At 71.7% G+C, this 24,067-nt stretch carries 20 protein-coding genes and 1 riboswitch; of the genes, 7 read left to right on the top strand and 13 right to left on the bottom strand.

Annotated elements, in window-relative coordinates:
* Window positions 1–44 precede the first annotated feature (44 nt).
* Window positions 45–746, top strand: coding sequence for a hypothetical protein (locus AC1DV7_RS04835; RefSeq protein ID WP_477595138.1), 702 nt, complete (start codon window positions 45–47; stop codon window positions 744–746).
* Here the strand turns inward: AC1DV7_RS04835 and valS are convergent.
* Window positions 677–3,391, bottom strand: coding sequence for a valine--tRNA ligase (valS, locus tag AC1DV7_RS04830; RefSeq protein ID WP_477595136.1), 2,715 nt, complete (start codon window positions 3,389–3,391; stop codon window positions 677–679). The genes AC1DV7_RS04835 and valS overlap by 70 nt on opposite strands.
* A 108-nt stretch (window positions 3,392–3,499) precedes the next feature.
* Here valS and AC1DV7_RS04825 point away from each other — a divergent pair, with 108 nt between their 5' ends.
* A complete protein-coding gene (locus tag AC1DV7_RS04825; RefSeq protein WP_477595134.1) occupies window positions 3,500–4,246 on the top strand; it encodes a lysophospholipid acyltransferase family protein in 747 nt (248 codons plus the stop codon).
* A 4-nt stretch (window positions 4,247–4,250) separates the two neighbouring features.
* On the opposite strand, the gene AC1DV7_RS04820 is transcribed toward AC1DV7_RS04825, so the two are convergent.
* The 7 genes from AC1DV7_RS04820 to AC1DV7_RS04790 all read right to left on the bottom strand — a co-directional run bounded on the left by AC1DV7_RS04820 (window position 4,251) and on the right by AC1DV7_RS04790 (window position 12,283).
* On the bottom strand, window positions 4,251–4,787 hold the full coding sequence (locus AC1DV7_RS04820; RefSeq protein ID WP_477595132.1) for an NUDIX hydrolase family protein: 537 nt from the start codon (window positions 4,785–4,787) through the stop codon (window positions 4,251–4,253).
* A 66-nt stretch (window positions 4,788–4,853) separates the two neighbouring features.
* Window positions 4,854–6,218, bottom strand: coding sequence for an FAD-binding oxidoreductase (locus AC1DV7_RS04815; protein ID WP_477595130.1), 1,365 nt, complete (start codon window positions 6,216–6,218; stop codon window positions 4,854–4,856).
* Window positions 6,218–7,042: an ECF transporter S component gene (locus AC1DV7_RS04810; protein WP_477595128.1), complete on the bottom strand. Its 825-nt coding sequence runs from the start codon at window positions 7,040–7,042 to the stop codon at window positions 6,218–6,220. The genes AC1DV7_RS04815 and AC1DV7_RS04810 overlap by 1 nt, the downstream gene beginning before the upstream one ends.
* The gene (locus AC1DV7_RS04805) at window positions 7,042–8,676 is read right to left on the bottom strand and encodes an ABC transporter ATP-binding protein (RefSeq protein ID WP_477595126.1); all 1,635 of its coding nucleotides are present in this window, start codon (window positions 8,674–8,676) and stop codon (window positions 7,042–7,044) included. Before AC1DV7_RS04805 ends, AC1DV7_RS04810 begins: the two co-directional genes overlap by 1 nt.
* On the bottom strand, window positions 8,673–9,764 hold the full coding sequence (locus AC1DV7_RS04800) for an energy-coupling factor transporter transmembrane component T (RefSeq protein WP_477595124.1): 1,092 nt from the start codon (window positions 9,762–9,764) through the stop codon (window positions 8,673–8,675). Before AC1DV7_RS04800 ends, AC1DV7_RS04805 begins: the two co-directional genes overlap by 4 nt.
* Window positions 9,765–9,770: 6 nt before the next feature.
* The gene (locus tag AC1DV7_RS04795; RefSeq protein WP_477595122.1) at window positions 9,771–10,634 is read right to left on the bottom strand and encodes a hypothetical protein; all 864 of its coding nucleotides are present in this window, start codon (window positions 10,632–10,634) and stop codon (window positions 9,771–9,773) included.
* Window positions 10,634–12,283, bottom strand: coding sequence for a prenyltransferase/squalene oxidase repeat-containing protein (locus AC1DV7_RS04790; protein WP_477595120.1), 1,650 nt, complete (start codon window positions 12,281–12,283; stop codon window positions 10,634–10,636). The genes AC1DV7_RS04795 and AC1DV7_RS04790 overlap by 1 nt, the downstream gene beginning before the upstream one ends.
* 101 nt (window positions 12,284–12,384) lie before the next feature.
* Window positions 12,385–12,510, bottom strand: a riboswitch (cobalamin riboswitch).
* 366 nt (window positions 12,511–12,876) lie between these two features.
* Between AC1DV7_RS04790 and ileS the strand changes: the two genes are divergently transcribed.
* Window positions 12,877–16,179: an isoleucine--tRNA ligase gene (gene ileS, locus AC1DV7_RS04785; RefSeq protein WP_477595118.1), complete on the top strand. Its 3,303-nt coding sequence runs from the start codon at window positions 12,877–12,879 to the stop codon at window positions 16,177–16,179.
* A 45-nt stretch (window positions 16,180–16,224) separates the two neighbouring features.
* Here the strand turns inward: ileS and AC1DV7_RS04780 are convergent, their stop codons facing one another.
* The 3 genes from AC1DV7_RS04780 to AC1DV7_RS04770 all read right to left on the bottom strand — a co-directional run bounded on the left by AC1DV7_RS04780 (window position 16,225) and on the right by AC1DV7_RS04770 (window position 19,836).
* A complete protein-coding gene (locus AC1DV7_RS04780) occupies window positions 16,225–17,817 on the bottom strand; it encodes an acyl-CoA synthetase (RefSeq protein ID WP_477595116.1) in 1,593 nt (530 codons plus the stop codon).
* A 3-nt stretch (window positions 17,818–17,820) separates the two neighbouring features.
* Window positions 17,821–18,948 (bottom strand): DUF5938 domain-containing protein, encoded by a 1,128-nt coding sequence (locus AC1DV7_RS04775; RefSeq protein WP_477595114.1) that lies wholly within the window; start codon window positions 18,946–18,948, stop codon window positions 17,821–17,823.
* Between the two features lie 96 nt (window positions 18,949–19,044).
* Window positions 19,045–19,836 carry an SDR family NAD(P)-dependent oxidoreductase gene (locus tag AC1DV7_RS04770; RefSeq protein WP_477595112.1) on the bottom strand — a complete coding sequence of 264 codons (792 nt, stop codon included), beginning with the start codon at window positions 19,834–19,836 and terminating at the stop codon, window positions 19,045–19,047.
* Window positions 19,837–20,071: 235 nt separating this feature from the next.
* Here AC1DV7_RS04770 and AC1DV7_RS04765 point away from each other — a divergent pair, with 235 nt between their 5' ends.
* Together AC1DV7_RS04765 and AC1DV7_RS04760 are read left to right on the top strand one after the other, a co-directional pair.
* Window positions 20,072–20,704, top strand: coding sequence for a TetR/AcrR family transcriptional regulator (locus AC1DV7_RS04765; protein WP_477595110.1), 633 nt, complete (start codon window positions 20,072–20,074; stop codon window positions 20,702–20,704).
* A gap of 52 nt (window positions 20,705–20,756) precedes the next feature.
* Window positions 20,757–22,145: a bifunctional folylpolyglutamate synthase/dihydrofolate synthase gene (locus AC1DV7_RS04760; RefSeq protein ID WP_477595108.1), complete on the top strand. Its 1,389-nt coding sequence runs from the start codon at window positions 20,757–20,759 to the stop codon at window positions 22,143–22,145.
* A 28-nt stretch (window positions 22,146–22,173) separates the two neighbouring features.
* Here the strand turns inward: AC1DV7_RS04760 and AC1DV7_RS04755 are convergent, their stop codons facing one another.
* Complete coding sequence (locus AC1DV7_RS04755) at window positions 22,174–22,305, bottom strand: hypothetical protein (protein ID WP_477595106.1); 132 nt, start codon at window positions 22,303–22,305, stop codon at window positions 22,174–22,176.
* A 197-nt stretch (window positions 22,306–22,502) separates the two neighbouring features.
* On the opposite strand from AC1DV7_RS04755, the gene AC1DV7_RS04750 reads away from it, so the two are divergent.
* Complete coding sequence (locus AC1DV7_RS04750) at window positions 22,503–22,895, top strand: DUF4233 domain-containing protein (RefSeq protein ID WP_477595104.1); 393 nt, start codon at window positions 22,503–22,505, stop codon at window positions 22,893–22,895.
* On the opposite strand, the gene AC1DV7_RS04745 is transcribed toward AC1DV7_RS04750, so the two are convergent.
* Window positions 22,892–23,560 carry a DUF998 domain-containing protein gene (locus AC1DV7_RS04745; RefSeq protein ID WP_477595102.1) on the bottom strand — a complete coding sequence of 223 codons (669 nt, stop codon included), beginning with the start codon at window positions 23,558–23,560 and terminating at the stop codon, window positions 22,892–22,894. The two genes, AC1DV7_RS04750 and AC1DV7_RS04745, sit on opposite strands and share 4 nt — an antisense overlap.
* A 41-nt stretch (window positions 23,561–23,601) precedes the next feature.
* On the opposite strand from AC1DV7_RS04745, the gene ndk reads away from it, so the two are divergent.
* Window positions 23,602–24,030 carry a nucleoside-diphosphate kinase gene (gene ndk, locus AC1DV7_RS04740; protein ID WP_477595100.1) on the top strand — a complete coding sequence of 143 codons (429 nt, stop codon included), beginning with the start codon at window positions 23,602–23,604 and terminating at the stop codon, window positions 24,028–24,030.
* Window positions 24,031–24,067 lie beyond the last annotated feature (37 nt).

Here is a 24,067-nt window from a genome sequence, read left to right as displayed (position 1 = left end):
CGACCCGGTGGACGACCACCCCGGTCTCCGGACAGGATGGGGCCATGGCATCGGCATACCGGCTTCGCAATGGCGACGTCGGTCCCGTGCAGCAGAGCCCGGTGACGTGCGGGTCGGCCTGCCTCACCGTGGCGCGGATGCTCGTGAACCCGGAGTTCGCCCGCTGGATCACGACCGGCGTGGGACCCCGCTCGGACGCACCGGCCGGCGACACCGAGCAGGCGAGGTTCGCCGCATACGAGCGGGTCGTCATGAGCCGCACGAACCGGTTGTTCGCCGGCGGAGGGCGCCTCAACGCGCCCTGGCCGCGAGCCCTGGGCACCCCGCCGTGGGGGGCTCGCAAGGAACTCGAGTTCGGGGCGTCCCGGCGCGGCACGCAGTACGAGCTCCGCGTGGTGCGCCCCCTCACGAAAGGGCGGCTGCGCGAGGTGCACAGCCGCCTCGTCGACGTGGTGGCGGACGGCGAGCCTGCCCTGCTCTACATCGGCAACGCGACGCTGCCCCGGCACGTGACCCTCGTGCTGCCGGGTGACGGCGACCGCGTCCTGGACGTCTACGACCCCGCGACGGGTCAGGTCACCCTGCTCGACGAGGGCAGGTTCGCCGACCGCAAGCTGCGGATCGCCGGGTGGGACGTCCCGTGGATCACGGTGCAGCCCAACGGCATCCGGACAGCTCAGGCCTTCGGCTTCTCGACCGGGATCAGCTCGGCGTCGCGCGCCTCAGGTGTCTCGGCCTCGGCATAGGTCAGGTCACCCGTGATGCGCCCGGCGGCCCGCAGGTCACCCTCGGCCACGGCCACCCGGTCGCCCCAGCCAGCGGGACCGGCGAGCACGATGTTGGCCACCTCGGCCCGCATGCCGACCTTGGCCTCGGACTTCACCTTGCGCACGACCGCCAGGGCCTCGCCGACTGCGGCGAGCAGGGTCGCGTCGCCGTCCTCGGCACCGACCTCGTCGACGGTCGGCCACGTCGCGTGGTGCACCGAGCCGTCGTGCCACCAGGACCAGACCTCCTCGGTGACGTAGGGGAGCATCGGCGCGAACAGGCGCAGCATGACGTCGAGGGCCGTCCGCAGGGCCGCCCTCGCCGACGCAGCCTCGGCCTCGCCGCGACCGCCGTACGCGCGGTCCTTGACCAGCTCGAGGTAGTCGTCGCAGAACGTCCAGAAGAACGTCTCGGTGACCTCGAGCGAGCGGGTGTAGTCCCAGGCCTCGAAGCCGGCCGTCGCCTTGGCCACGACGTCGCGCAGGGCAGCGAGCATCGCGCGGTCGAGCGGGTTCGTGACGGCACCGGCGAGGTCGCCCTGCACCTCGCCGCTGCTCTGACTGGTTGCCTCGGCTCCGCCAAACGCCGTTGCTTCGCCAAACGACGTTGCCTCGGCTCCGCCAAACGCCGTTGCTTCGGCTCCGCCAAACGACAAGGCGAACTTGCTGGCGTTGAGGATCTTGATCGCCAGGCGTCGCCCGACCTTCATCTGGCCGGTGTCGTAGGCCGCGTCCGCGCCGAGGCGACCGCTGGCCGCCCAGTAGCGCACGGCGTCGGCGCCCTGCTCCTTGACGACGTCCTCGGGCGTGACGACGTTGCCCTTGGACTTGCTCATCTTCTTGCGGTCGGGGTCGAGGATCCAGCCGCTGATCGCGGCGTTGCGCCACGGGACGGAGCCGAACTCGAGGTGCGCGCGCACGACGGTCGCGAAGAGCCAGGTGCGGATGATGTCGTGCGCCTGGGGACGGACGTCCATCGGGTAGATCGTCGCGAACAGCTCCGGGTCGTCGCGCCAGTGACCGGCGATCTGCGGCGACAGCGACGAGGTCGCCCACGTGTCCATGATGTCGGGGTCGCCGATGAAGCCACCGGCCTGGCCGCGCTGCGACTCGTCGTAGCCCTCGGGGGCCTGCGCCGCGGGGTCGACCGGGAGCTGGTCCTCGCGGGGCACCAGGACCTTGTCCCACACCGGGTCGCCCGCGTCGTCGAGCGGGTACCAGACCGGGATGGCGACACCGAAGAAGCGCTGGCGCGAGATGAGCCAGTCGCCGTTGAGGCCGCTCACCCAGTTCTCGAAGCGGGACTGCATGAACGGCGGGTGGAAGTCGATCTCGCGGCCACGTTCGATCAGCTCGGCGTTGAGGGAGGCGTCGCGACCGCCGTTGCGGATGTACCACTGCCGCGACGTGACGATCTCGAGCGGCTTCTCGCCGCGCTCGTAGAAGTTGGCCTTGCGCTGGGTGGGCGTGGGCTCGCCGTCGAGGTCGCCCGACTCGCGCAGCGCGGACACGATCGCCTCGCGGGCGCTGAAGGTCGTCTTGCCGGCGACGTGCTCGGCGAACAGCGCCTCGCCCGGCGTGCCGACGATCCACTCGGGCGTCTCGGCCTGGATCCGCCCCGACCGGGTGATGATCGAGCGCGTCGGCAGCTGCAGCTCGCGCCACCACAGGACGTCGGTGAGGTCACCGAACGTGCAACACATGGCGATGCCGGCGCCCTTGTCGGGTTCGGCCGCGGGGTGCGCCACCACGGGGATCTCGACCCCGAACAGGGGCGAGCGGACCGTGGAGCCGAACAACCCGGCATACCGCTCGTCGTCGGGGTGGGCGATGAGGGCCACCACCGACGGGATCAGCTCGGGGCGGGTGGTCTCGATGTGGATCGGACCGTCGGCGCCGTGGAACGCCACCCGGTGGTAGGCGCCCGGGTAGTCGCGGGCCTCGAGCTCGGCCTGGGCCACGGCGGTCTGGAAGGTGACGTCCCACAGACCGGGTGCCTCGGACTGGTAGGCCTCACCGCGCGCGAGGTTGCGCAGGAAGGACTGCTGGGCGGTGGCCCGGGAGTGGTCGTCGATCGTGCGGTACGAGATGTCCCAGTCGAGCGAGAAGCCCATCCGGCGGAACAGGCTCTCGAACGCCTCCTCGTCCTTGACCGTGAGCTCGTCGCACAGCTCGATGAAGTTCTGCCGCGAGATCGGCACGGCGTCGGCGGCCTTGAGGCTCTTGGCGTCGCCCTGGTGCGGAGGGGTGAAGTACGGGTCGTACGGCAGGGCGGCGTCGCCGCGCACGCCGTAGTAGTTCTGGACGCGCTTCTCGGTCGGCAGGCCGTTGTCGTCCCAGCCGATCGGGTAGAAGACCTCGAAACCGGCCATCCGCTTGTAGCGCGCCATGCAGTCCGTGTGCGTGTAGGAGAACACGTGACCCATGTGCAGCGAGCCGGACGCCGTGGGCGGGGGAGTGTCGATCGAGAAGACCGCCTCACGGCCGCGCTCGCGGGCCGCTGCGCGGTCGAAGGCGTAGGTGCCCTGCTCCCGCCATACCTGCGTCCACTGGTCCTCGAGCCCGTCGATGGAGGGGCGGTCGGGGATGGAGGCAGCGCGAGGCGTGGTGGGTGCGTCGGTCATGGCGTGAATCTTCCCATCCCGGACGCGCCGGTCACCAACCGGTTGCCCGGAGGTGACCAGACCCACCTTGTGGCCCTGCTGCGCGCGCCCGCGCCCTAGGCTGGCGGCATGGAACCCGTCTACACCCCCGTGATCGGGTTCGCCCGTGCCCTGTTCGCCGCCCAGGGCCTCAAGATCAGCATGAGCGGGCTCGACAACATCCCGCGCCACGGTGGTGCCGTGATGGCGATCAACCACACCGGCTACTTCGACTTCACGTATGCCGGGTTGCCGGGTGCCGAGGTCGGCCGGTTCGTGCGCTTCATGGCCAAGAAGTCGATCTGGAAGAACCCCGTTGCGGGTCCGTTGATGCGGGGCATGAAGCACATCCCGGTCGACCGTGAGGCTGGTCAGGGCTCTTTCGACGCCGCCCTCGCCGCGCTGCGGTCCGGTGAGATCATCGGCGTCTTCCCCGAGGCGACGATCTCGCGGTCCTTCGAGATCAAGGCCTTCAAGTCGGGTGCCGTCCGCCTGGCCCAGGGCGCCGGCGTGCCGGTCCTGCCGGTGACGATCTGGGGCTCGCAGCGGGTGTGGACCAAGGGCCAGCCCAAGCGGATGGGCCGCCACCACGTGCCGCTGCTGATCACCGTCGGGCCCCCGATCGTCGTCGGGCCGGACGAGAACGCGAACGACGCGACGGCCCGCATCCGCGCCGCGATGGATGCCCAGCTGCGCCGGGACCAGGAGCGCTACCCCGCCTGGCCCGACGACGAGAAGCACCTGCTGCCGGTCCGGCTCGGCGGCACGGCGCCGACCCTCGAGGAAGCCGACGCCTTGGACAAGGCCGAGCGGCGGCAGCGACGCGCCAAGCGCTGAGCCGTCAGACGCGGTGGCCGAGGTGCGCCAGCGCCTGGCGCAGCAGCACCCCGTGCCCGTTGTCCATGTCCTCCACGACTCCGGGGGCCAGCGCCTCCTCCGGCGTCAGCCAGGCGAGGTCGAGGGCGTCCTGCTGGGGCTGGCAGTCACCCGCGACGGGCACGACGAAGGCCAGCGACACGGCGTGCTGGCGCGGGTCGTGGAACGGCGTCACCCCGGGCGTCGGGAAGTACTCCGCCACAGTGAACGGCTGGGGGCTGGCGGGGATCTGGGGCAAGGCCATTGGGCCCAGGTCCTTCTCGATGTGCCGGATCAGGGCATCGCGGACGCGCTCGTGGTAGAGCACGCGCCCGGCGACGAGCTCACGGTTGATCTCGCCGTCGGAGGCCCGCAGCAGCAGCCCGACCGCCGCCACTGCGCCGCGCTCGTCGACCCGCACCGGCACGGCGTCGACATAGAGGATGGGCAACCGCTCCCGCGCGGCGTCGAGCTCCTCCCTGGACAGCCAGGCGGCACTGTTCTCGACTTCGAGGGAGCTCATGCCATGAGTTTCTACCAGCCGGTGCGCGTCCGGGGCGGGAGGGTCCGCCCGCAGGACGGCGGGGCGTCAGGCCGGGTCGTGCGCGGACCAGTAGACCCGCCCGGGGTTGAGGACTCCCACCGGGTCAAAGAGTGCCTTGATCGCCCGCTGTCTCGCGATCGAGGCTGCCCCGACCTCGCCGGGCAGCCACCGGGCCTTGAGGGCGCCGACCCCGTGCTCGCCCGTGATGGTTCCGCCCATCGAGAGGGTCGCCGCCACGAGCTCACCGAAGGCCACCTCCGCGCGGTGCCGGCTCGCGTCGTCGTCGTAGAAGAAGCAGGGGTGCAGGTTGCCGTCGCCGCCGTGGCCGGACATGGTGATCTCGACCCCGGTGCGCGCGGAGATCTCGTGACCTGCCGCGATGAGGTCCGTGAGGCGACCGACGGGCACGCAGACGTCCTCGATGAAGTGCCGGCCCTTGGCGACCAGGCCGTGGTGCAGGGCTCGCCGGCCCGCCAGCAGTGCCTCGCTCTCCTGGGCGTCGTCGGCCACGGCGACCTCGGTCGCGCCCGCCTGCTGCAGCAGCTCGGCATACCGCTGCACGTCCTCACCGGTGTGGCCCGGCCGGTCCGCCTGGACGATGAGGGCGGCGGCGCACCCCTCGGGGAAGCCGAAGTCACCCGTGGCCTGGATCGCCTCGATCGACGCGTCGTCGAGCAGCTCGAGCAGGCTGGGCCGGTGCCGGTCGAGCCGCAGGGCGACGATCGCGGCGCTCGCGGTGGTCAGGGAGTCGAAGGTCGCCAGCACGGTGAGGGCGGGATCGGGCGCCGGGAGCAGCTTCACGACGGCCTGGGTCACCACACCGAGGGTGCCCTCGGAGCCGACGAAGAGCCCCGTCAGGTCGAGCCCGGCCACCCCCTTGGCCGTGCGGTGACCCGTGGTGATGACCTCGCCGCCGGCGAGCACCACCTCGAGGCTGCGCACGTAGTCGGCGGTGACGCCGTACTTGACGCAGCACAGGCCCCCGGCGTTGGTCGCGACGTTGCCTCCGATCGTGCAGAACGCCGACGAGGCGGGGTCGGGCGGATAGAACAGGCCCGCTGCCGACGCGGCCGCCTTGAGGTCGGCTGTGACGACCCCGGCCTGGACGACGGCGACCGCCTCGAGGGGGTCGACCTCCACCACGGTGGCGAGGGCCTCGAGGCTGAGCACGATGCCGTGCTCGATCGCCACTGCGCCGCCGGCGAGCCCACTGCGCGCCCCCTGGGGGACGACGGGGGTGCCGGTGCCGGCGGCGTACGCCAGCACGTCCACCACGTCCGAGACGTCTCGCGCGCGCACGACCTCGAACCGTTCCGGTGGCTCGACGCCGAGCGACTCGTCCCGCGCATAGGTCGCCCGGACGTCGGCGTCCTTGACGAAGCGGTCGGCGATCGCGGCCAGGTCGCTCATCACGACAGGCTATGCCGCGAGGCAGGCTCCTGGGCGAAGGTGGTCTCGGCGTCGAAGGCCGCGCGGCGTGCTGCACGACGCAGCGTGGACAGCACGGCGTGACCGGTGAGGGCGATGAGCGTCACGTTGGTGACGGCACGGCCGACGTCCCACCAGACCGACGTGGCCAGCGAGAACACGCCGAAGCGACGGAGGTTCTCCCACGGGGCGGCGCCGGGGACGAAGGACAGGTCACCCGCGAGCCCGGTCGCGAACGGCCAGAACGAGAAGTTGAGCGCGACGCCGTAGACCAAGCCCGCCACCGCACCGTAGGCGGCGAGCAGGACGATCTCGCGGCGACCGCTCGCGCGGGGGAGCAGCCCGGCGCCCAAGCCAACCCACGCGGCACCGAGCATCTGGTAGGGCAGCCAGGGCCCGACGCCCCCGGTGATGAGGGCCGACGCGAACAAGGTCGTCGAGCCCAGCACGAAGCCGAAGGCGGGGCCGAACACGCGCCCCCCGAGCACGAGCAGGAAGAACACCGTCTCGAGCCCGGCCGTGCCCGCCCCGAGGGGTCGCAGGGCCGCGCCCACCGCTGACAGCACCCCGAGGATGGCAACGGCCTTGACGTCGAGGCCGCCCTCGCTGATCTCGAACAGCACCACGGCCATCAACAGCGGGATCAGCAGGGCGAACACGAGCGGGGCGTCGGCGTTCTGGCCGAGGCGGGAGTCCGCGCTCGCAAACAGTGGCCAGCCGAAGGCCAGCAGTCCGGCGACGGACACCAGCACCAGGGCTGCCGTGGAGCGGGGCCGCAGGGCGATCACCTGGCGTGCGGACGCCATCACGACACCCCCTTGGCGGTGAGGGCGACCTGTACCTGTTCGACGGTGAGGTGCCGGTGGGGTGCCACGACCTTGGCCACCTGCGGCGCGAACGCCGGTGAGTCGCACAGCACGTCGGTCGCAGGACCGTCGGCGACGATCCGGCCCTCGGCCATCACGGCGACGCGGTCGGCGACGTGAGCCGCGAACTCGACGTCGTGCGTCGAGACGACCACGAGGGCGCCGTCCCCCGCCAGCCGTCGCAGCTCGCGCGTGAGGGCTGCCTTCGCGGGGTAGTCCAGCCCGCGGGTCGGCTCGTCGAGCAACAGCGCCCTCGGCGCCGCCGTGAGCTGGATGGCCACGACGAGGGCGAGCCGCTGCCCCTCCGACAGGTCGCCCGGGTGCGTGTCATCCGGTATGCCGGGTGCGAGCCGGTCGAGGTGGCCGCGGGCCGTGCCGGGCACGGCACCGCTCTCGTGGTCGGACTGGTGGCACTCGGCCGCGACCGAGTCGAGGTAGAGCAGGTCGGGCGCGCTCTGCGGGACCAGGCCGATCCGGGTGCGGCGGGCGGTCGGCGTCTCGGTCGCCGGGTCGACGCCGCCCACGTGCACCTCACCGGCCGACCGGGGGCCGGACCCGTGCAGGGCCCACAGCAGCGAGGACTTGCCGGCGCCGTTGCGACCCATGAGCGCCGTGACCTCGCCTCCGTGCAGTGCGAGGTCCACGTCCCGGACCGCGGCGACGCCCCCGTGGGTGACCGAGAGGCCGGTGGCGACGACGTGGGCGTGATTCCGACCCGTGAAGGCGGCCGCTGGCTGGCTGGTCGACTCGGCGGCCAGGTCGGCACGCAGGGCCCCCGCGGCGCGACGGGCCTCCCGAATGGTCAGGGGCAGGGGGGACCAGCCGGCCCACCGGCCCAGCTCGACGACCGGCGGTGCGAGGACCGCCGTCGCCATGACCGCTCGCGGCTCCCCGGCGAGCACCGATCCGTCGGAGCCGACCTCGAGGATGCGGTCTGCCGCGCCGATGACGCGTTCGAGCCGGTGCTCGGACACGACGACGGTCAGCCCGAGGTCGTGGACGAGCCGGGACAGGGTGGCCAGCACCTCCTCGGCACCCGTGGGGTCGAGCGCCGAGGTCGGCTCGTCGAGGACCAGCAGGCGCGGGCCCGCGGTCAGGACCGAGCCGATCGCGACCCGTTGCTGCTGGCCCCCTGACAGGTCCTGGAGAGGGGCGTCCCGCAGGTCGGCGATGCCGAGCAGGTCGAGGACCTCCTCGACCCGCCGGCGCATCGCCGCGGGATCGACGGCGAGCTGCTCGAGCGTGTACGCCAGCTCCTCCTCGACGGTGTCCGTGACGAACCCGGCCGTGGGGTCCTGGCGCACGACTCCCACCACGTCGGCGAGGTCGCGCGGGCGGTGGTCGCGGGTGTCGTGCCCGGCGACGAGCACGCGGCCCGACAGGTGGCCGCCGGTGAAGTGCGGCACCGTGCCGTTGACCGCCCCGAGCAGGGTGGACTTGCCCGCCCCCGTACGCCCCACGACGAGGACGAGCTCGCCCTCGTCGAGGTCGAACGACACCGAGCGCAGTGCGGGAAGGGACGTCCCGGCATACCGGATGGACACGTCGCGGAAGGACACGAGGGGGGAGGTCACGCGCGCACCTCCCGCCGGGTCGAGGGAGGGTCGGGGGCCACGAAGGCGGGCAGCAGTCCGACGACGAACGCGGCGACCCCGGCGAGGGGTAGGCCCGGGATCGCCAGTGGTTGCACCGGCAGCGTCATCGCGGCAGGGTCCACCCGGCCGGCGACGACCATCAGTGCCGCGGCGAGGATGCCGGAGGCCGTCACCGCCCACTCGGTCGGTCCCCACGGGTCGGGGCGGTAGGTGCTGCGTTGAACCGCCTTGCCGCCCACCCACAGCCCCAGGCCGCACAGCAGCAGCCCGCCGACCAGCAGGGGCAGGCCGATGACGCGAGGTGCCTGGGTGTCCAGCAGGCCGTAGGCGCCGATGGCCGAGCCGCACAGGCCCCCGAGGGTGAGGGCCGCGGTGGCCCGGCGGGCGAACGCCGTCTGGGCGACCCTGCGGCCGTAGCCGCGCGAGTCCATCGCCGAGGCCAGCTTGAGCGACCGGTCGAGCGTGTCCTGCAGGACCGGGAGGGCGACGCGCCCCACGGACCGCAGACCCGTGCCGCCCTCACCGCGCAGCACCCGCGCCCGGCGCACCCGCTGGACGCTCTCGGCCAGCTGGGGCGCCACGGTCACCGAGATGACCACGGCCGTCCCGACCTCGTGCAGGGCGCTGGGCAGGGCGCGCAACAGGCGTCGGGGGTTGGCCAGCGCGTTGGCAGCGCCGATGCAGACGATGAGGCTGGCCAGCCGCAGGCCCTCGGCGGCGGCGGCCAGGAGCCCCTCCAGGTAGAGCGGGCCGAGCAGCGTGATGCCCGGCAGGTCGACGCTGGGCAGCCGGAAGAGGCCGATCGTGCCGAACTTGTAGCCGACGAGGACGTGCAGGACCACCCGGAACAGCACGATGAAGCCGCCGAGCACCAGGTAGAGCCGGAACGCCCGCGCCCAGGGCGAGCTGCCGCGCTTGGCCGCGACGACGACCCCGGCCACGCCGACCGCGAGCCCCAGCAGCAGCGGGTTGCTCGTGCGCGAGCAGGCGACGGCCATCCCGATCGCCCAGAGCCACCACGCGACCGGGTGCAGGTGCCGGGGGAGCGGCGTGCCGAGCCTGCTCACCCGCGCCTACTGCTGCGCGCGGCGGCGCAGGGTGAGGTATGCCGCGGCGGCGCCCAGGAGGGCGACCAGGCCGACCCCGGCGAGCAGGGTCGCGGGCGAACCCTGGCCGGCCGTGGTCGATGCGGCCCGGGTGGTGCCCTCACCCGTGCTGCCGCCGGGGGTGGTCGCCGTCGTGCTCCCCGAGGCGTCGGGAGAGGTCGTCGTGGTCGTCCCCTGAGCCGTCGTGGTTGCAGCGTTCGTGGTCGCGTTGCTGGTCGCGGGGGTGGTCCCGGAGCTTCGCGACGTCGCGCCGGGGCTCGTGCCCGCGGGCTTCGCGGCGCTGCCCGACGTGGCGTGGGGGGTGACGGGCTTGCTGGAGCTCGACGCACTCGGCTTCGGCGACGGCTTGGGAGCGGGCTTCGGCGACGGCTTGGGAGCGGGCGCCGACGCCGCCGGAGGTGCCGTGCTGGGCGCCCCGCCGCTGCCGAACGCAAATCCGAGGACAGAGCCGGGTGCGGGGTTGTAGTCGGCCACCCCCACCGAGCTGTACGTCCAGGAGCCACCGCGGCTCGCGTGGAAGAAGGCCCAGTAGGCGCTCGAGGGCGGCATGCGCTGGCACGTCTGGCTGGACGGGACGCCGTTGATCTTGCAGACGACGCCCTGGCCGTACATGGGGACGTAGTCGACCCCCGCGACGGCCCGCAGGGCGGCACCCGCACTGGACGGGTCGCCCGGCGAGCAGAGCGTGGTGCTGCTCGAGCCGTAGTCGATCACCACGGTCACGCCCGACGTGCCCGAGCAGGCCGCCGCCTGGGCGGCCCCACCCGGCAGGGTGAGGCCGCCGGCGACGACCAGCAGGGTTGCGGCCACCAGGCGTGCAGCGGAGCGCATCAGGCGTGCGCCCCCTTGCGATGGGCGATGACCAGGGCCCCGGCGCCGAGGACGAGCAGGGCCAGCGCGAGCAGCAGCATCGGTGCGACGTTGCTGCCGGTGAAGGCGAGGTCGCCCGGCGTCGCCGAGCCCGCGGGTGCCGAGCTGGTGCTCGGGTCAGCCGACGTCGGGGTCGTGCTCGTGGTGGAGCTGGTCGTCGTCGTGGTCGAGGTCGCCGCGCAGCCCAACGTGGGAGCGCTCGCGGTGGCGCCGTCGGCGGTCACCGTCAGCAGCGAGCCTCCGGCCAGCCCCAGGGCGGCCTGGGGGGTCGCTCGCAGGGCGCGGTCGAGGGCGGCCGTGTAGGTCGTCGAGGTCGGCGACGCCGTCTTGAGGGTGGCGAGGTCGGCCGCCGTGAAGGCGATGCCGCCTCGCAGTGCCGCCGACGCGGTGCAGTCGAGCTGGAGGCCGGCGAGGAAKGACTGGGCCCGCGCCCGCTGGGCGGTGAAGCCACCGGCGGCGAAGGCCTGGGCGGCCACGCCGGCGGTGTTGGCGTTGTACTGGCCGTCCTGGTTGAGGAACCCACCGTTCGCGGCCTGGCGGGAGGCGAGGTTGTTCAGCGCCTGGACGGTCTGCGGGTCGAGGGCGCCGAGCAGCCCCACCAGCGCCTGGGCGGCGAAGGCCGTGGCGTCCGTGTCGCTGGTGCACGGTGCCTGGGCGTCGTCGAGGTTGCCCCTGAAGCCGCCGTCCGTGCACTGCTGAGCCAGCAGGTAGTCCACGGCCGTGTCGGGAACCGAGCCGGTGGCACGGCCCAGGGCGATGATGTCGAGGGCCTGTCCGATGGTGTTGGAGTAGTCGCCCGAAGGGTTGCTCGGGTCACCGAAGTTCGACTGGTCCGAGAAGCGGCCCGACGGTGTGAGGAGCCCCTCGAGGCGCGCCACGAGGTCCTGCGTGCCGAAGTCGGTCGGGTCGCCGCCGTGGGCCACGACCCCGAGGACGAGCTTGCCCAGCGGTCCGGCGTAGGTCTCGGGGCTGGACGGGTCGGAGGGGGTGGGGGTGCCGACGTAGCTGTTGACGTTGCCCGCGAGGTAGTCCAGGGCCGCGTCCGCACCGGTCTGGCCGACCTTCGCCCCGTCGAGCGCGAGGATCGCGTCGATGGTGTTGCCGCCGTCGAAGAACGTCGAGGCGGGGTAGTTGTAGTGGTTGCCCCGCGTGGCCAGGGTGCGCACGATGAAGCCACCCGCGTACCCGGCCTGCTGGGTCGGGGTGCCGGGGACGATGCGGGCTGCCCCCGCGCGGAACGGGACCTGCTTCGAGGAGGGGGCGGCAACCTTCGACCCGCGGCCAGCGCCCGGGGCGGAGGGGGCGGAGGTGGCGGTGGCGGTCGACGTGCCCGCGGTGGTGCTGGTCGAGCTCGGGGAGCCGGCGCCGGTCGGCGAGGTCGGCGACGCCGGGGACCCGGTGGTGGTGGACGAGCCGGTGCCGGTCGAGGGGGTGCTCGACCCGGGGGCCGGGTCTGTGGTCTGCGTGGGGGCGGGTGCCGTCGTCGTGACGGTCGGCTCGGTCGTGGTGGCGAAGGCCGCTCCGGGCGCCAGGAGGGAGATGGCCAGGGCCAGCCCTCCGGTGGTCGCGACGACGCGGGCCGGGCGGGCCCGACGGATGGTGTGCTGCATGGTGCCTCTTCTTGCGAGCGGTGTCGCGACGGGTGCACCGGCAACCAGAGAACGTGAAAACCCCCGCGTCGCTGCTGCGACGTCGGGGGCGGCCTCGGACTGGTGTCCGGGCTCCGCCCCGCGTACCTCGACGGAAATGGAGCCGCTCCGCACTCCAGGCATTCCGGCTCCCGCCTCGGTGGGCGGCTCACGGTTGCGGGTCAGCGCCGGAATCGGACCGGCTTCCCCTGGGTTGCGTCGTGGTGTTGCCCTGGGGCAACGCCGCCACACTACACCGCCGGGGGCTCGGTCAGACCCCCACCGGGAATGGCGCAGCGTGCGGTTGGTCACGGCCGCTAGACTGCTTCCCACAGGCGTTGAACCGGCCATCACCGGTGAGCCTCCGGAAGAACGGGAGCACCCGGCAAACCGCCAGGCTCCTCACTAGAACCGGACGGGTGGGCCCGTCACAGCCTCTGGCAAGAGCGGTCGTGTGCCGTGTCCGGTTGTCCCGGGCGCGACGGCGACAAGCGAGGTGGCACCGCGGTGGCGCCGGGAGATCCCGGTGACGTCGTCCTCGTGGACACACGAGTTGACGAAGGACCGCCGACACCATGGCTCAGCAGGCCCAGCCGATCTATCCCAAGGTCTCCAGCGACCCCGGCACGACTGGTGTGCCCGCGTCCCCGAGGTTCCCCGAGATCGAGGAGCGCGTCCTCAAGTACTGGGACGAGGACGGCACGTTCGTCGCCTCGGTCGAGAACCGCTCGGCCGGCACCGACGGCGACAACGAGTTCGTCTTCTACGACGGGCCGCCGTTCGCCAACGGCCTGCCGCACTACGGCCACCTGCTGACCGGCTACGTCAAGGACCTCATCCCGCGCTACCAGACGATGCGCGGCCGCCGGGTCGAGCGGCGGTTCGGATGGGACACGCACGGGCTGCCCGCCGAGCTCGAGGCGATGAGCCAGCTCGGCATCAAGACCAAGGACGAGATCCTCGAGATCGGCATCGAGGAGTTCAACGCCAAGTGCCGCGAGTCGGTGCTGAAGTACACCGGGGAGTGGCGTGAGTACGTCACCCGCCAGGCCCGCTGGGTGGACTTCGACAACGACTACAAGACGCTCAACCCCGACTACATGGAGTCGGTCATCTGGGCGTTCAAGTCCTTGTACGACAAGGGTTACGTCTACGAGGGCTTCCGCGTCCTGCCCTACTGCTGGAACGACCAGACGCCGCTGTCGAACCACGAGCTGCGGATGGACGACGACGTCTACCAGATGCGGCAGGACCCGGCGGTGACCGTCGGCATGCGCCTGTCGACCGGCGAGCTCGCGCTCGTGTGGACGACGACGCCGTGGACCCTGCCTGCCAACCTCGGGATCATGGTCGGTCCTGACATCGACTACGTCGTCGTCGAGTCCGACTTCACCGGGACGACCGAGCGCTACCTCATCGGTGAGGCTCGCCTGGCGGCCTACGCCAAGGAGCTGTTCGGCCCCAACGAGACCGACCCGGCGTCGCGGGTCGTGGAGCGGCTCAAGGGCAGCGACCTCGTCGGCCGCTCGTTCACGCCGCCGTTCTCCTACTTCGTGGGGCACGAGCGCGCCCACCACGTGTTCCCGGCGGAGTTCGTCACCACCGAGGACGGCACCGGGCTGGTCCACACCGCCGGCGCCTTCGGTGAGGAGGACAAGATCGTCACGGATGCGGCGGGCATCGAGCCGGTCGTGCCGGTCGGTCCCGACGGCTGCTTCACGTACCCCGTCACGGACTACGAGGGCGTGCAGGTCTTCGACGCCAACGCGATGATCATCGACCACCTCAAGGCCCGTACCCGTGGCGAGGGCGACGTCGGGTCGGTCACCGAGGGCACGGTGCTGCTGCGCCGCGAGACCTACGACCACTCCTACCCGCACTGCTGGCGCTGCCGGATGCCGCTGATCTACATGGCGGTCTCGAGCTGGTTCGTCGAGGTCACCAAGTTCAAGGACCGGATGCTCGAGCTCAACGAGCAGATCGACTGGGTCCCTGACCACATCAAGCACGGCCAGTTCGGCAAGTGGCTCGAGAACGCCCGCGACTGGTCGATCTCGCGCAACCGCTTCTGGGGCAGCCCGATCCCGGTGTGGCGCTCGGACAACCCCGCGTACCCGCGGATCGACGTCTATGGCTCGTTCGCCGAGCTCGAGGCCGACTTCGGGGTGGAGGTCACCGACCTGCACCGGCCGTTCATCGACCGGCTGACCCGACCCAACCCCGACGACCCCACGGGCCAGTCGACGATGCGTCGCGTCGAGGACGTCCTGGACGTGTGGTTCGACTCGGGCTCGATGTCGTTCGCACAGGTGCACTACCCGTTCGAGAACGCCGACTGGTTCGAGCACCACTTCCCGGGCGACTTCATCGTCGAGTACATCGGCCAGACCCGTGGCTGGTTCTACACGCTGCACGTCCTGGCGACGGCGCTGTTCGACCGCCCGGCGTTCTCGGCCTGCGTGTCCCACGGGATCGTCCTGGGGTCCGACGGCCAGAAGATGTCCAAGTCGCTGCGCAACTACCCGGACGTCCGCGAGGTCTTCGACCGCGACGGCGCGGACGCCATGCGCTGGTTCCTCATGTCGTCGCCGATCCTGCGCGGCGGCAACCTCGTCGTGACCGAGCAGGGCATCCGCGACGGGGTCCGTCAGGTCATCATCCCGTTGTGGAACACCTGGTACTTCTTCTCGCTGTACGCCAACGCTGCCGAGGGAGGGAACGGCAGGGGCGGTGAGGGCTACGAGGCGAAGTGGTCGACCGCGTCCACGGACCCGCTCGACCGCTACCTGCTCGCCAAGCTCGGGCAGTTCGTCGCGACCATGCAGGAGCAGCTCGACGGCTACGAGGTCGCGAACGCGTGCGAGACGACGCGCGGCTTCCTGGACGTGCTGACCAACTGGTACGTCCGCCGGTCGCGGGAGCGGTTCTGGGACACCGGGTCGGGTTCGGGCGCGGAGCAGGCCTTCGACACGCTCTACACGGCGCTGGAGGTCGTATGCCGTGTGGCTGCGCCGTTGCTGCCCCTCACGACCGAGGAGATCTGGCGCGGGTTGACCGGCGGTCGCTCGGTGCACGTCACCGACTGGCCGGACGCCACGGACCTGCCGGTCGACGAGGCGCTGGTGTCTGCCATGGACCGCGCGCGGGAGGTGTGCTCGGCGGCGTCGTCGCTGCGCAAGGCGGGCGGACTGCGCGTCCGACTCCCGCTGCAGGACCTCACCGTGGTCACGGCGAACGCCGCGTCGCTCAAGGACTTCGGTGCGATCGTGGCCGACGAGGTCAACGTGCGCACCGTGACCCTGCGCGACATCACCGAGGCCAGCGAAGCCGACTTCGGCGTGTCGCAGCGGCTCAGCGTGAACGCCCGCGTGGCCGGTCCGCGGCTGGGTCGTGACGTGCAGCAGGCCATCAAGGGCAGCAAGTCCGGCGACTGGTCGGTGGCGGCCGACGGCACCGTGACGTCCGGTGGGCTCGAGCTGGTCGAGGGGGAGTACACCCTGGAGACGGTGGTCGACGCCGACCAGCAGGGTGCTGCCCGGGCGACCGCGATGCTGCCCGGCGGCGGCTTCGTGGTCCTCGACACGCAGGTGACGGCCGAGCTGGCCCAGGAGGGTCTGGCCCGCGACATCGTCCGTGCGGTCCAGCAGGCGCGACGCGACGCCGGCCTCGAGGTCTCCGACCGGATCTCGCTGACGGTGACGGGCTCCGAGGCTGTGTGGGAGGCGACCATCGCCCACCAGGGGCTCATCATGCAGGAGACCCTGGCGACCCAGTTCGGCTCAGCCGCGCAGCTCGACGCCCTGCCGTCCCGCGAGGACGTCACCGAGGCGACCGTGGGCGACGGGGAGCCGGTCCGTCTCAAGGTCATGAAGCTCTGACCCGCGGGGGCCGGACCCACCGGTCCTGGCCCGGCCTGGGACGCCTCAGCCGTCCTCGGAGGCCCGCAGGCCGGTCTTGATCTCGGTCTTGAGCACCTTGCCCACCTTGGAGCGAGGCAGGTCCGACCACACGTGGACGGCCTTGGGGGCCTTGACCCCGCCGATGCGCGCCTTGACGAAGGCGACCACCTCGGCGGGGTCGACGCTGCGGCCCGGCAGTGCCTGGACCACTGCCTCGACCCGTTCGCCCCACTTCTCGTCCGGCAGCCCCACGACCGCACAGTCCTGGAGGTCGGGGTGCTGCATGAGCGCCTGCTCGACCTCCGTCGAGTACACGTTGAAGCCGCCCGTGATGATCATGTCCTTGGCCCGGTCGACGATGAACAGGAAGTTGTCGGGGTCGAGGTAGCCGATGTCGCCGGTGTGGTGCCAGCCGAACCGCGACGCCTCGGCCGTGGCGTCGGGGTTCTTGTAGTAGCCGGGCATCACCAGCGAGGACCGGACCACGATCTCGCCCCGCTCGCCCGGCCCCAGGACCTGGCCGTCGAGGTCCATGATGGCCACGGTCACCAGCGGCGCCGGCCGCCCGGCGGACGACAGGCGTTCGACGGCCAGGGAGCCATCGGGCCGGAAGTGGTCGGCCGGGGGCATCATCGAGACCATCATCGGCGCCTCGGTCTGCCCGAAGAGCTGGGCCATGACCGGGCCGATGCGCTCGAGCGCCTCCTGCAACCGCGTTGCCGACATCGGAGCCGCGCCGTACCAGAAGCACTGCAACGACGAGAGATCCGTCGCGTCGAGGGCGTCGTGACCCAGCACCATGTAGATCAAGGTCGGCGGGAGGAACGTGTGGGTGACCCGGTGACGCTCCAGGAGCGAGAGGAAGCCGCCGACATCCGGGCTGCGCATGATGACGACCTCGCCACCCAGGCACAGGATCGGGAAGCAGAGGACGCCGGCAGCGTGCGTCAGCGGCGCCAGGGCGAGGTAGACCGGCCGCCCGTCGAACGGGTAGCCCATGAGCGTGAGGGCCGACATGGTCTCGAGGTTGGTGCCGGTCAGCATCACGCCCTTGGGTCGCCCCGTGGTGCCGCCGGTGCCGACGATCATGGCCAGGTCGTCGGCACCGGACAGGTCGACCGCGGCATGGTCGACAGGGGGCAGGTCCACATCGGGCAGGTCCACCGCAGCACCGTCGCCGCCGCCCCGGGCCAGGAAGTCGTCCCAGCCCTGGGCGCCGTCCACCTCGCCRTCGAGGCAGACCCAGGTGTGGACCTTCGGCAGGTCGTCGCGGATGCGCTCGACCAGGGGAGCGAACGACTCCTGGAACAGCAGGACCTCGCAGTCGAACAGGCCGAGCAGCTCACGGTTCTCGGCGGCCTCGTTGCGCGGGTTGATCGGGCACCACACGGCCCCCGCGCGGCTGATCCCGAAGACGCAGGTGAACGCGACGGGGTCGTTGGCCGAGAGGATCGCGACCTTGCCGCCCGGCTGCACCCCGCTGGCGCGCAGCGCCGAGGCGATCCTGCGAGACAGCGCCTGCACCGCGGCATACGACATCGACACGCCGTCGGTCGTGAGGCAGGCGGCGTCCGGACCGAGGGAGGCGCCCTTGTCCAGGTAGTCGACGATCCGCATGGGTCAGCTCTCGACGGTGAGGACCGGCTCCATGACCAGGCCGAACGCCCGCAGCGCCCCGAGCAGCTCGCGGTGGCCGAACGCCTGCGACGCCGAGGCGAAGCCCACCCGGTGCGGGGGCTGCTGCAGCAGCGAGTACGCGGCATACGCCTGGAGCAGTCCGGTCTGCTTGTAGTTGCTGTTGCCGTGGATGACGCAGTGCGCGCGCCCGAGGGGACCCGAGGCGTGGACGGAGTCGAGCGACTTGTTGACGCGGGGGTTCTCGCGCGGCGGCATCTGGTTCATGACCTGGGCCGCGGTCGCGTCGAGGGCGTCGTACTTCGCGTCGACGTCCATGTCCTTGGTGGCCTCGAGCGCGGCCGCGACGATCTGTGGCACGCCGAGCATGAGGGGACGGTTGAACACCCCTCCGAGGGCGCGGACGTTGGCGACCCTGGGGTCCTTCTTGAACCACACCGGGTGGGACGTGCCTCCCCAGGGCAGGGCCAGGGCGAGCTCGTGCTGGCCGGGGATGGCGAGCTGGTAGAGCCTGGCCTCGGGGTCCCACGGCTGGTAGGTGTTCTGCTCGAGGTAGTGGGCGGTGGACATGGCCGCGTTGACGAGGATGGTCTGCGTCGAGGCGATGGTGGGGCTGCCTCCCCAGAACACGGCGATGTCGAGCGTGTCGAGCCCCGGCTTCTCGAGGCACAGCTGCGCGGCGATCTCGCCGGTGGTGTACATCTGCGCGACACCCGGTGCCAGCAGGAGACCGGCCGCCGCGAAGTCGGCGCCGTACTTCTCGTCGCAGGTGATGACCCAGTCCTGCTCGCCCGTGGTGTCGAGGTAGTGCACGCCGGCCGCCAGGCAGGCCTCGACGACCTCGGGGCCGTACCGCGCGAAGGGCCCCACCGTGTTGCACACCACGGAGGCGCCGGAGAACAGCTCGGTGAGCGCCTCGACCGTGTGCTCCGTGGTGGCGACGTCGTACTGCGCGGTCTCGATGCCTGCGACGTTGGAGTCCATCGACGACTTGAGCTTGCCGGCATCGCGGCCGGCCGCGGTGAAGGGGACGTTGTACTCGCGCAGGTACTCGCAGATCAGTCGTCCGGTGTAGCCGGACGCGCCGTAGACGATGACGGGCTTGTCACTCATGCCAAAAGCCTTTCGGGAGTGGGGAGTTCGAGTTCGATGAGGGGTATGCCGCGTGGCGGCTGTGCGGCCCGGCGCGAGGGGCGCCCGGCCGCGGGGTCACATGCCCATGCCGCCGTCGACCGGCAGCCCGGCCCCGGTGATGAACTTGGCGGCGTCGGAGGAGAGGAACACGACGGCGTCAGCCATGTCGTCGACCTGGCCGAGCCGACCGGAGGGCGTCAGCTCGATGACCGCGCCGACCGCTGCCTCGGGGGAGGGGAAAAGCCCCAGCGCCGCGACGTCGTTGGCCAGACCCGCGCCCATCGCCGTCGGCACCAGACCGGGATAGATGCAGTTGACCCGCACGCCGTAGCCGAGCTTGCCGGACTCCATCGCGGCCACCCGGGTGAGCCGGTCGACCGCGGACTTGGTGGCGGAGTAGACCGAGATGCCGGGGAACGCGATGGTCGCCGCGACGGAGGCGACGTTGGTGATGCTGCCGCCCTGACCGGCGGCGCCGCCGGGTCGCATGGCGCGCAGCCCGTGCTTGAGACCGAGGGTCGTGCCGAGGATGTTGACCTCGAGCATCTTGCGGATGTCGTCGGCCGAGACCTCGGTGATGAGGCTGGTGATCTCGATGCCCGCGTTGTTGACGAGGATGTCGAGCCCGCCGAGTCGCTCGACCGTCTCGGCTACCGCCGACTCCCAGTTCTCGTCGTCGGTGACGTCCAGCCGGACGAACCCGTGCTGGTCACCGAGCCGCTTGGCGGTCTGCTCGCCCTCGTCCTGGATGTCGGCGATCATCACCGTCGCCCCGGCCGCGGCGAGAGCGGCCGCCATGCCCTCGCCGAGGCCCTGGGCCCCTCCGGTGACGAGTGCCTTGCGGCCGGTGAGGTCGATCGAGGTCATGGCGGGCTCCTTTGCCGGCGGGGGTGGCGGGACCTGTCGGCCGCCTGGGGCGCCGCCCGGCTGCGTTGCTGTCACGGCAGCCGGCCGGCGTGAGGTCAGCGTGCTCTCGAATCTTGACATCTGTCAAGACTTTCCTTGACACTCGTCAAGACAGCCGTGGTCGGTATGCTCGGCACGCCAGGAGGAGGGTCAGCACCCGACACGACCCCCCACGAGAGCCCAGGAGGAGGTCGGCGTGACGCAGGTCGTGGAGCCCAGGCTCGAGCGCTTCGAGCGTGCTCGCGTCGACAAGTTCGAGGCACGCCGCGGCGAGCTGGCGGACGCGACCCTCGAGACCCTCGGCGAGCTGGGCTTCGCCCGCACCAGCCTGCGCGAGATCGCCCAGAAGACCGCCTTCTCCCACGGCGTCCTGCACTACTACTTCCGCGACAAGATCGAGCTCATCACGTACTGCGTGCGCCGCTACAAGGAGCACTGCGTCACGCGCTACGACGAGATCGTCACGCAGTCGGCCACCGCCGACGAGCTCGCCGGCCTGTTCGCCGAGGCCCTGGTGGGCACCATGCTCGAGGACACCGCGATGCACCGGCTCTGGTACGACATGCGATCTCAGGCCATGTTCGAGCAGGCCCTGCAACCCACCGTGGTCGACCTCGACCGCCAGCTCGAGGAGATGATCTGGCGGGTCGTCTCACGGCACGCCGAGCTCGGCGGCACCGAGCCCGCGGTCTCGTCGGTCACCGCATACTCCGTCTTCGACGGACTCTTCGAGAACTGCCTGATCCGTCACCTGGCCGGCGACGCCGGGGCCGCCGAGCGGCTCCGCACCGAGTCCGCCTGGCTCATCGCGACGCTGATGCGGGCCTGACCGCCCGACCGCGAGTCGTCCGGGGCGCCGGGCGTGGTGGACAATCGGGCGCATGCCAGCCCCCGATGCCGCCCAGCGCGAGGCCGCCCACAACCTCGAGATCATCAAGCGGATGCGCGAGACCGAGGAGGCCATCCTCGCCCGTGCCCCCGAGCACGACCTGCAGCCGAGCCTCGACCGCATCCGGGCCGTCATGGAGCTGCTCGGCGACCCCCAGCGCACCTACCCGGTGATCCACCTGACGGGGACCAACGGCAAGACCTCGACGACCCGCATCATCGACTCCCTGCTGCGTGAGGTGGGCGTCAAGACCGGCCGGTTCACGTCGCCCCACCTGCACTCGATGACCGAGCGGATCGCCCTGTCCGGTGAGCCGATCAGCTCGGAGAAGTTCCTGGCGGCCTACGACGAGGTGCTGCCCTTCATCGAGATGGTCGATGCGAGCTCGGTGGCCGCAGGCGACCCGCGCATGACCTACTTCGAGGTCCTGGTGGCAGTGGCGTATGCCGCGTTCGCCGACGCGCCCGTGGACGTCGCCATCGTGGAGGTCGGGCTGGGCGGTGGGTGGGACGCCACGAACGTCGCCGACGGCACCGTGGCGGTGGTCACGCCGATCGACCTGGACCACCAGCACTTCCTCGGCGACACCGTCGAGCTGATCGCCACCGAGAAGGCCGGCATCATCAAGGACGGCGCGATCGTCGTCTCCGCGCTGCAACCCCACCCCGAGGTCCTCGAGATCCTGCGAGCGCGCGCCGAGGAGGTCGGCGCCAGGCTGGTCGTCGAGTCGGTGGACTTCGGCGTGCGGGCGTCGGACGTCGCCCTCGGGGGTCAGCAGTTCTCGATGCAGGGCCTAGCGGGCGAGTACGACGACCTGTTTCTCCCGCTGCACGGGCCGCACCAGCTGCAGAACGCCATGACGGCCGTCGCGGCGGTCGAGGCGTTCCTCGGTGGGGCCGAGCAGCGGCTCGACCCCGAGGTCGTGCGCGCGGGACTCGCGACGGCGGCCTCGCCCGGCCGGCTCGAGATCGTCCGGCGGTCGCCCACCGTCATCGTCGACGCGGCCCACAACCCTGCGGGGGCGCTGGCCCTGCGCACGGCCCTGGAGCAGTCCTTCAACTTCGCCCGCATCATCGGGGTGGTCGCGATCCTCAAGGACAAGGACGCCACCGAGATGCTCGAGATCCTCGAGCCGGTGCTCGACCACGTCGTCATCTCGCGCACGACCTCACCCCGGGCGATGCGACCCGACGACCTCGGCGAGTTGGCCGTCGACATCTTCGGCGAGGACCGGGTCACGATCGTGCAGGACCTGCCGGACGCGCTCGACACCGCGGCCGGGCTGGCCGACGAGGGCGGGGTCGGCGGCGGGGTGCTGGCCACCGGGTCGGTGACGACGGCGGCCGAGGTCAGGATGCTCCTCGGCGCGACCGACGTCTGAGGCCCTGGGGCCGACCGGTACTGCGTGCCTACTTCTTGCCCAGCTGCCCGACGTCCAGGTGGTTCTTGGCGTCGGCCTTGGCGTGCTTCTCGGCCCGCTTCTCCTTGATGGACTTGCCGGCCTTCTTGGCCAGGTGCTGTCGGGGTGACTTGTCGGCCATGGTGCGCTCCCAGCGCTAGGAAGCCTGAATGGCTCCGTATGCCGACAGTACGCCCTCAGGACGCCCCGGAGGACCGCGAACGGGACCACGCGGCATACCCTCAGGACCATGATCGGCAAACTGGTCGTCCTGGTCCTCGTGGTGGCAGTCGTCTTCTGGCTGCTCACCAGGTTTCGCGACAGCGGTCGCGGTGGCCGATGAGGGGAGTCGTCCTCTACGGCGCGCTGGGCAAGTTCACCTGGCGCATGCTGGCCACCGTCCTCGCCAGCCAGGGCCTCGTCATCTTCCTGGCCGCGCTGGTGGCGCGGGGGCTGGCCGACGCCGAGGGTGACAGCGGTGGCGCCCGGTGGCTCTGGACCGGGCTGGGGCTCGCCGTGCTGTGCTTCCTCGCGGCCGGCCTCATGCGCCGGCCCTGGGGTGTGACCCTGGGCTGGGTGATCCAGGCGGTCACTCTCGCGACGGCGTTCGTGGTTCCGCTGATGCTCGTGGTCGGCGCGATGTTCCTCATCCTGTGGGTGGGGTCCCTGGTCCTGTGCCGCCGGGTCGAGGACCAGGTCGCCGAGCGCGAGCGCCAGGCGTCCGCCTCCTAGCCGGCCCCAGGACGAGCCCGGGTGGCGAACAGCGGCGCGAGCGCCGCCAGTGCCAGCCAGAGCTTGGCCGGCCAGATGGCCGCCCGCTCGGCCACGCCCACCCACTCCCACCGCCCCAGGAGGGCGGTGAAGACGACTGCTCCCGTGACGCTCACGGCGGCCAGCGCCCAGCCCGTCACGCGCAACGCCCGACCGCGGACCAGCCGGGGGTGCAGCAGCAGGGCCAGTGGCTGGGCCACGAAGACCGGCAGGGCGACCAGCGCGTGGGCCGTCGGGTGCACGTCGACGGGCAGGAGGCCGACCGCGACGGAGGCCAGGCCCGCCACCAGCCAGAGCCAGCCGACGAATGCCCGTCGGCCGCGACCGGCGACCCACGGCAGCGCGCCGATCGCCTGCAGGACGCCGAAGGCGACGAAGGCCGCGTTCATCACCCAGGGTGCGGACGAGCAGCCCTCGCCCGCCCCGACCGTGCTCGCCGACGCCACGACCGCAGCCGGGTAGGTGCACGTGGTGCCGAGGGCGCTGATGGTGTCGTCGCGCAGCGTGTAGAGCACGCCGGTGGACACGGCGGCCCCGACCTCGACGACGAGGTATGCCGGCTGCGCGGCCCACGCCCAGACCGCCCAGCGCGGTGACCGCTGCTCGCTCCCGCCGCTCGCCGTCACTCGGCGACCGTAGCCCAGGGGCGGCTCGGTAGGGTGGCCCCGTGACGACGCAGACCGAACGCTCCCTTGTCCTGGTCAAGCCCGACGGGTTCGCCCGCGGCCTCTCCGGCGAGGTGCTCCGCCGGATCGAGGCCAAGGGTTACACCCTCGCCGCCCTGGCGGTGACCACCCCGACCCGCGAGCAGCTCGCCGAGCACTACGCCGAGCACGAGGGCAAGCCGTTCTACGAGCCGCTCGTCGAGTTCATGTCCAGCGGCCAGGTGACCGCGGTCGTCATCGAGGGCAACCGCTGCATCGAGGGCTTCCGTGCACTCGCCGGCGCCACGGACCCGACGGCCGCGCTGCCGGGCACCATCCGCGGCGACCTCGGCCGCGACTGGGGCAAGAAGGTCCAGGAGAACATCGTGCACGGCTCGGACTCCCCGGAGTCGGCGGCCCGCGAGATCGCGATCTGGTTCCCGAACCTCTGACCGCAAGCCGCCTGACCGGCTGACCTCTGACCCTCTG

The sequence above is a fragment of the Pedococcus sp. P2_E4 genome, from assembly GCF_056403935.1.
This window is presented reverse-complemented; position numbering and strand designations above follow the sequence as displayed.

What these genes read in the sequence shown, in the direction of transcription:
- valS (WP_477595136.1), bottom strand. Translation starts at nt 3,391, where the DNA reads ATGACCGACGCACCCACCACGCCTCGCGCTGCCTCCATCCCCGACCGC.
- AC1DV7_RS04835 (WP_477595138.1), top strand. Translation starts at nt 45, where the DNA reads ATGGCATCGGCATACCGGCTTCGCAATGGCGACGTCGGTCCCGTGCAG.
- ileS (WP_477595118.1), top strand. Translation starts at nt 12,877, where the DNA reads ATGGCTCAGCAGGCCCAGCCGATCTATCCCAAGGTCTCCAGCGACCCC.
- AC1DV7_RS04760 (WP_477595108.1), top strand. Translation starts at nt 20,757, where the DNA reads ATGCCAGCCCCCGATGCCGCCCAGCGCGAGGCCGCCCACAACCTCGAG.
- AC1DV7_RS04825 (WP_477595134.1), top strand. Translation starts at nt 3,500, where the DNA reads ATGGAACCCGTCTACACCCCCGTGATCGGGTTCGCCCGTGCCCTGTTC.
- AC1DV7_RS04815 (WP_477595130.1), bottom strand. Translation starts at nt 6,218, where the DNA reads ATGAGCGACCTGGCCGCGATCGCCGACCGCTTCGTCAAGGACGCCGAC.
- AC1DV7_RS04755 (WP_477595106.1), bottom strand. Translation starts at nt 22,305, where the DNA reads ATGGCCGACAAGTCACCCCGACAGCACCTGGCCAAGAAGGCCGGCAAG.
- AC1DV7_RS04750 (WP_477595104.1), top strand. Translation starts at nt 22,503, where the DNA reads ATGAGGGGAGTCGTCCTCTACGGCGCGCTGGGCAAGTTCACCTGGCGC.
- AC1DV7_RS04820 (WP_477595132.1), bottom strand. Translation starts at nt 4,787, where the DNA reads ATGAGCTCCCTCGAAGTCGAGAACAGTGCCGCCTGGCTGTCCAGGGAG.
- AC1DV7_RS04775 (WP_477595114.1), bottom strand. Translation starts at nt 18,948, where the DNA reads ATGAGTGACAAGCCCGTCATCGTCTACGGCGCGTCCGGCTACACCGGA.
- AC1DV7_RS04795 (WP_477595122.1), bottom strand. Translation starts at nt 10,634, where the DNA reads ATGCGCTCCGCTGCACGCCTGGTGGCCGCAACCCTGCTGGTCGTCGCC.
- AC1DV7_RS04770 (WP_477595112.1), bottom strand. Translation starts at nt 19,836, where the DNA reads ATGACCTCGATCGACCTCACCGGCCGCAAGGCACTCGTCACCGGAGGG.
- AC1DV7_RS04810 (WP_477595128.1), bottom strand. Translation starts at nt 7,042, where the DNA reads ATGGCGTCCGCACGCCAGGTGATCGCCCTGCGGCCCCGCTCCACGGCA.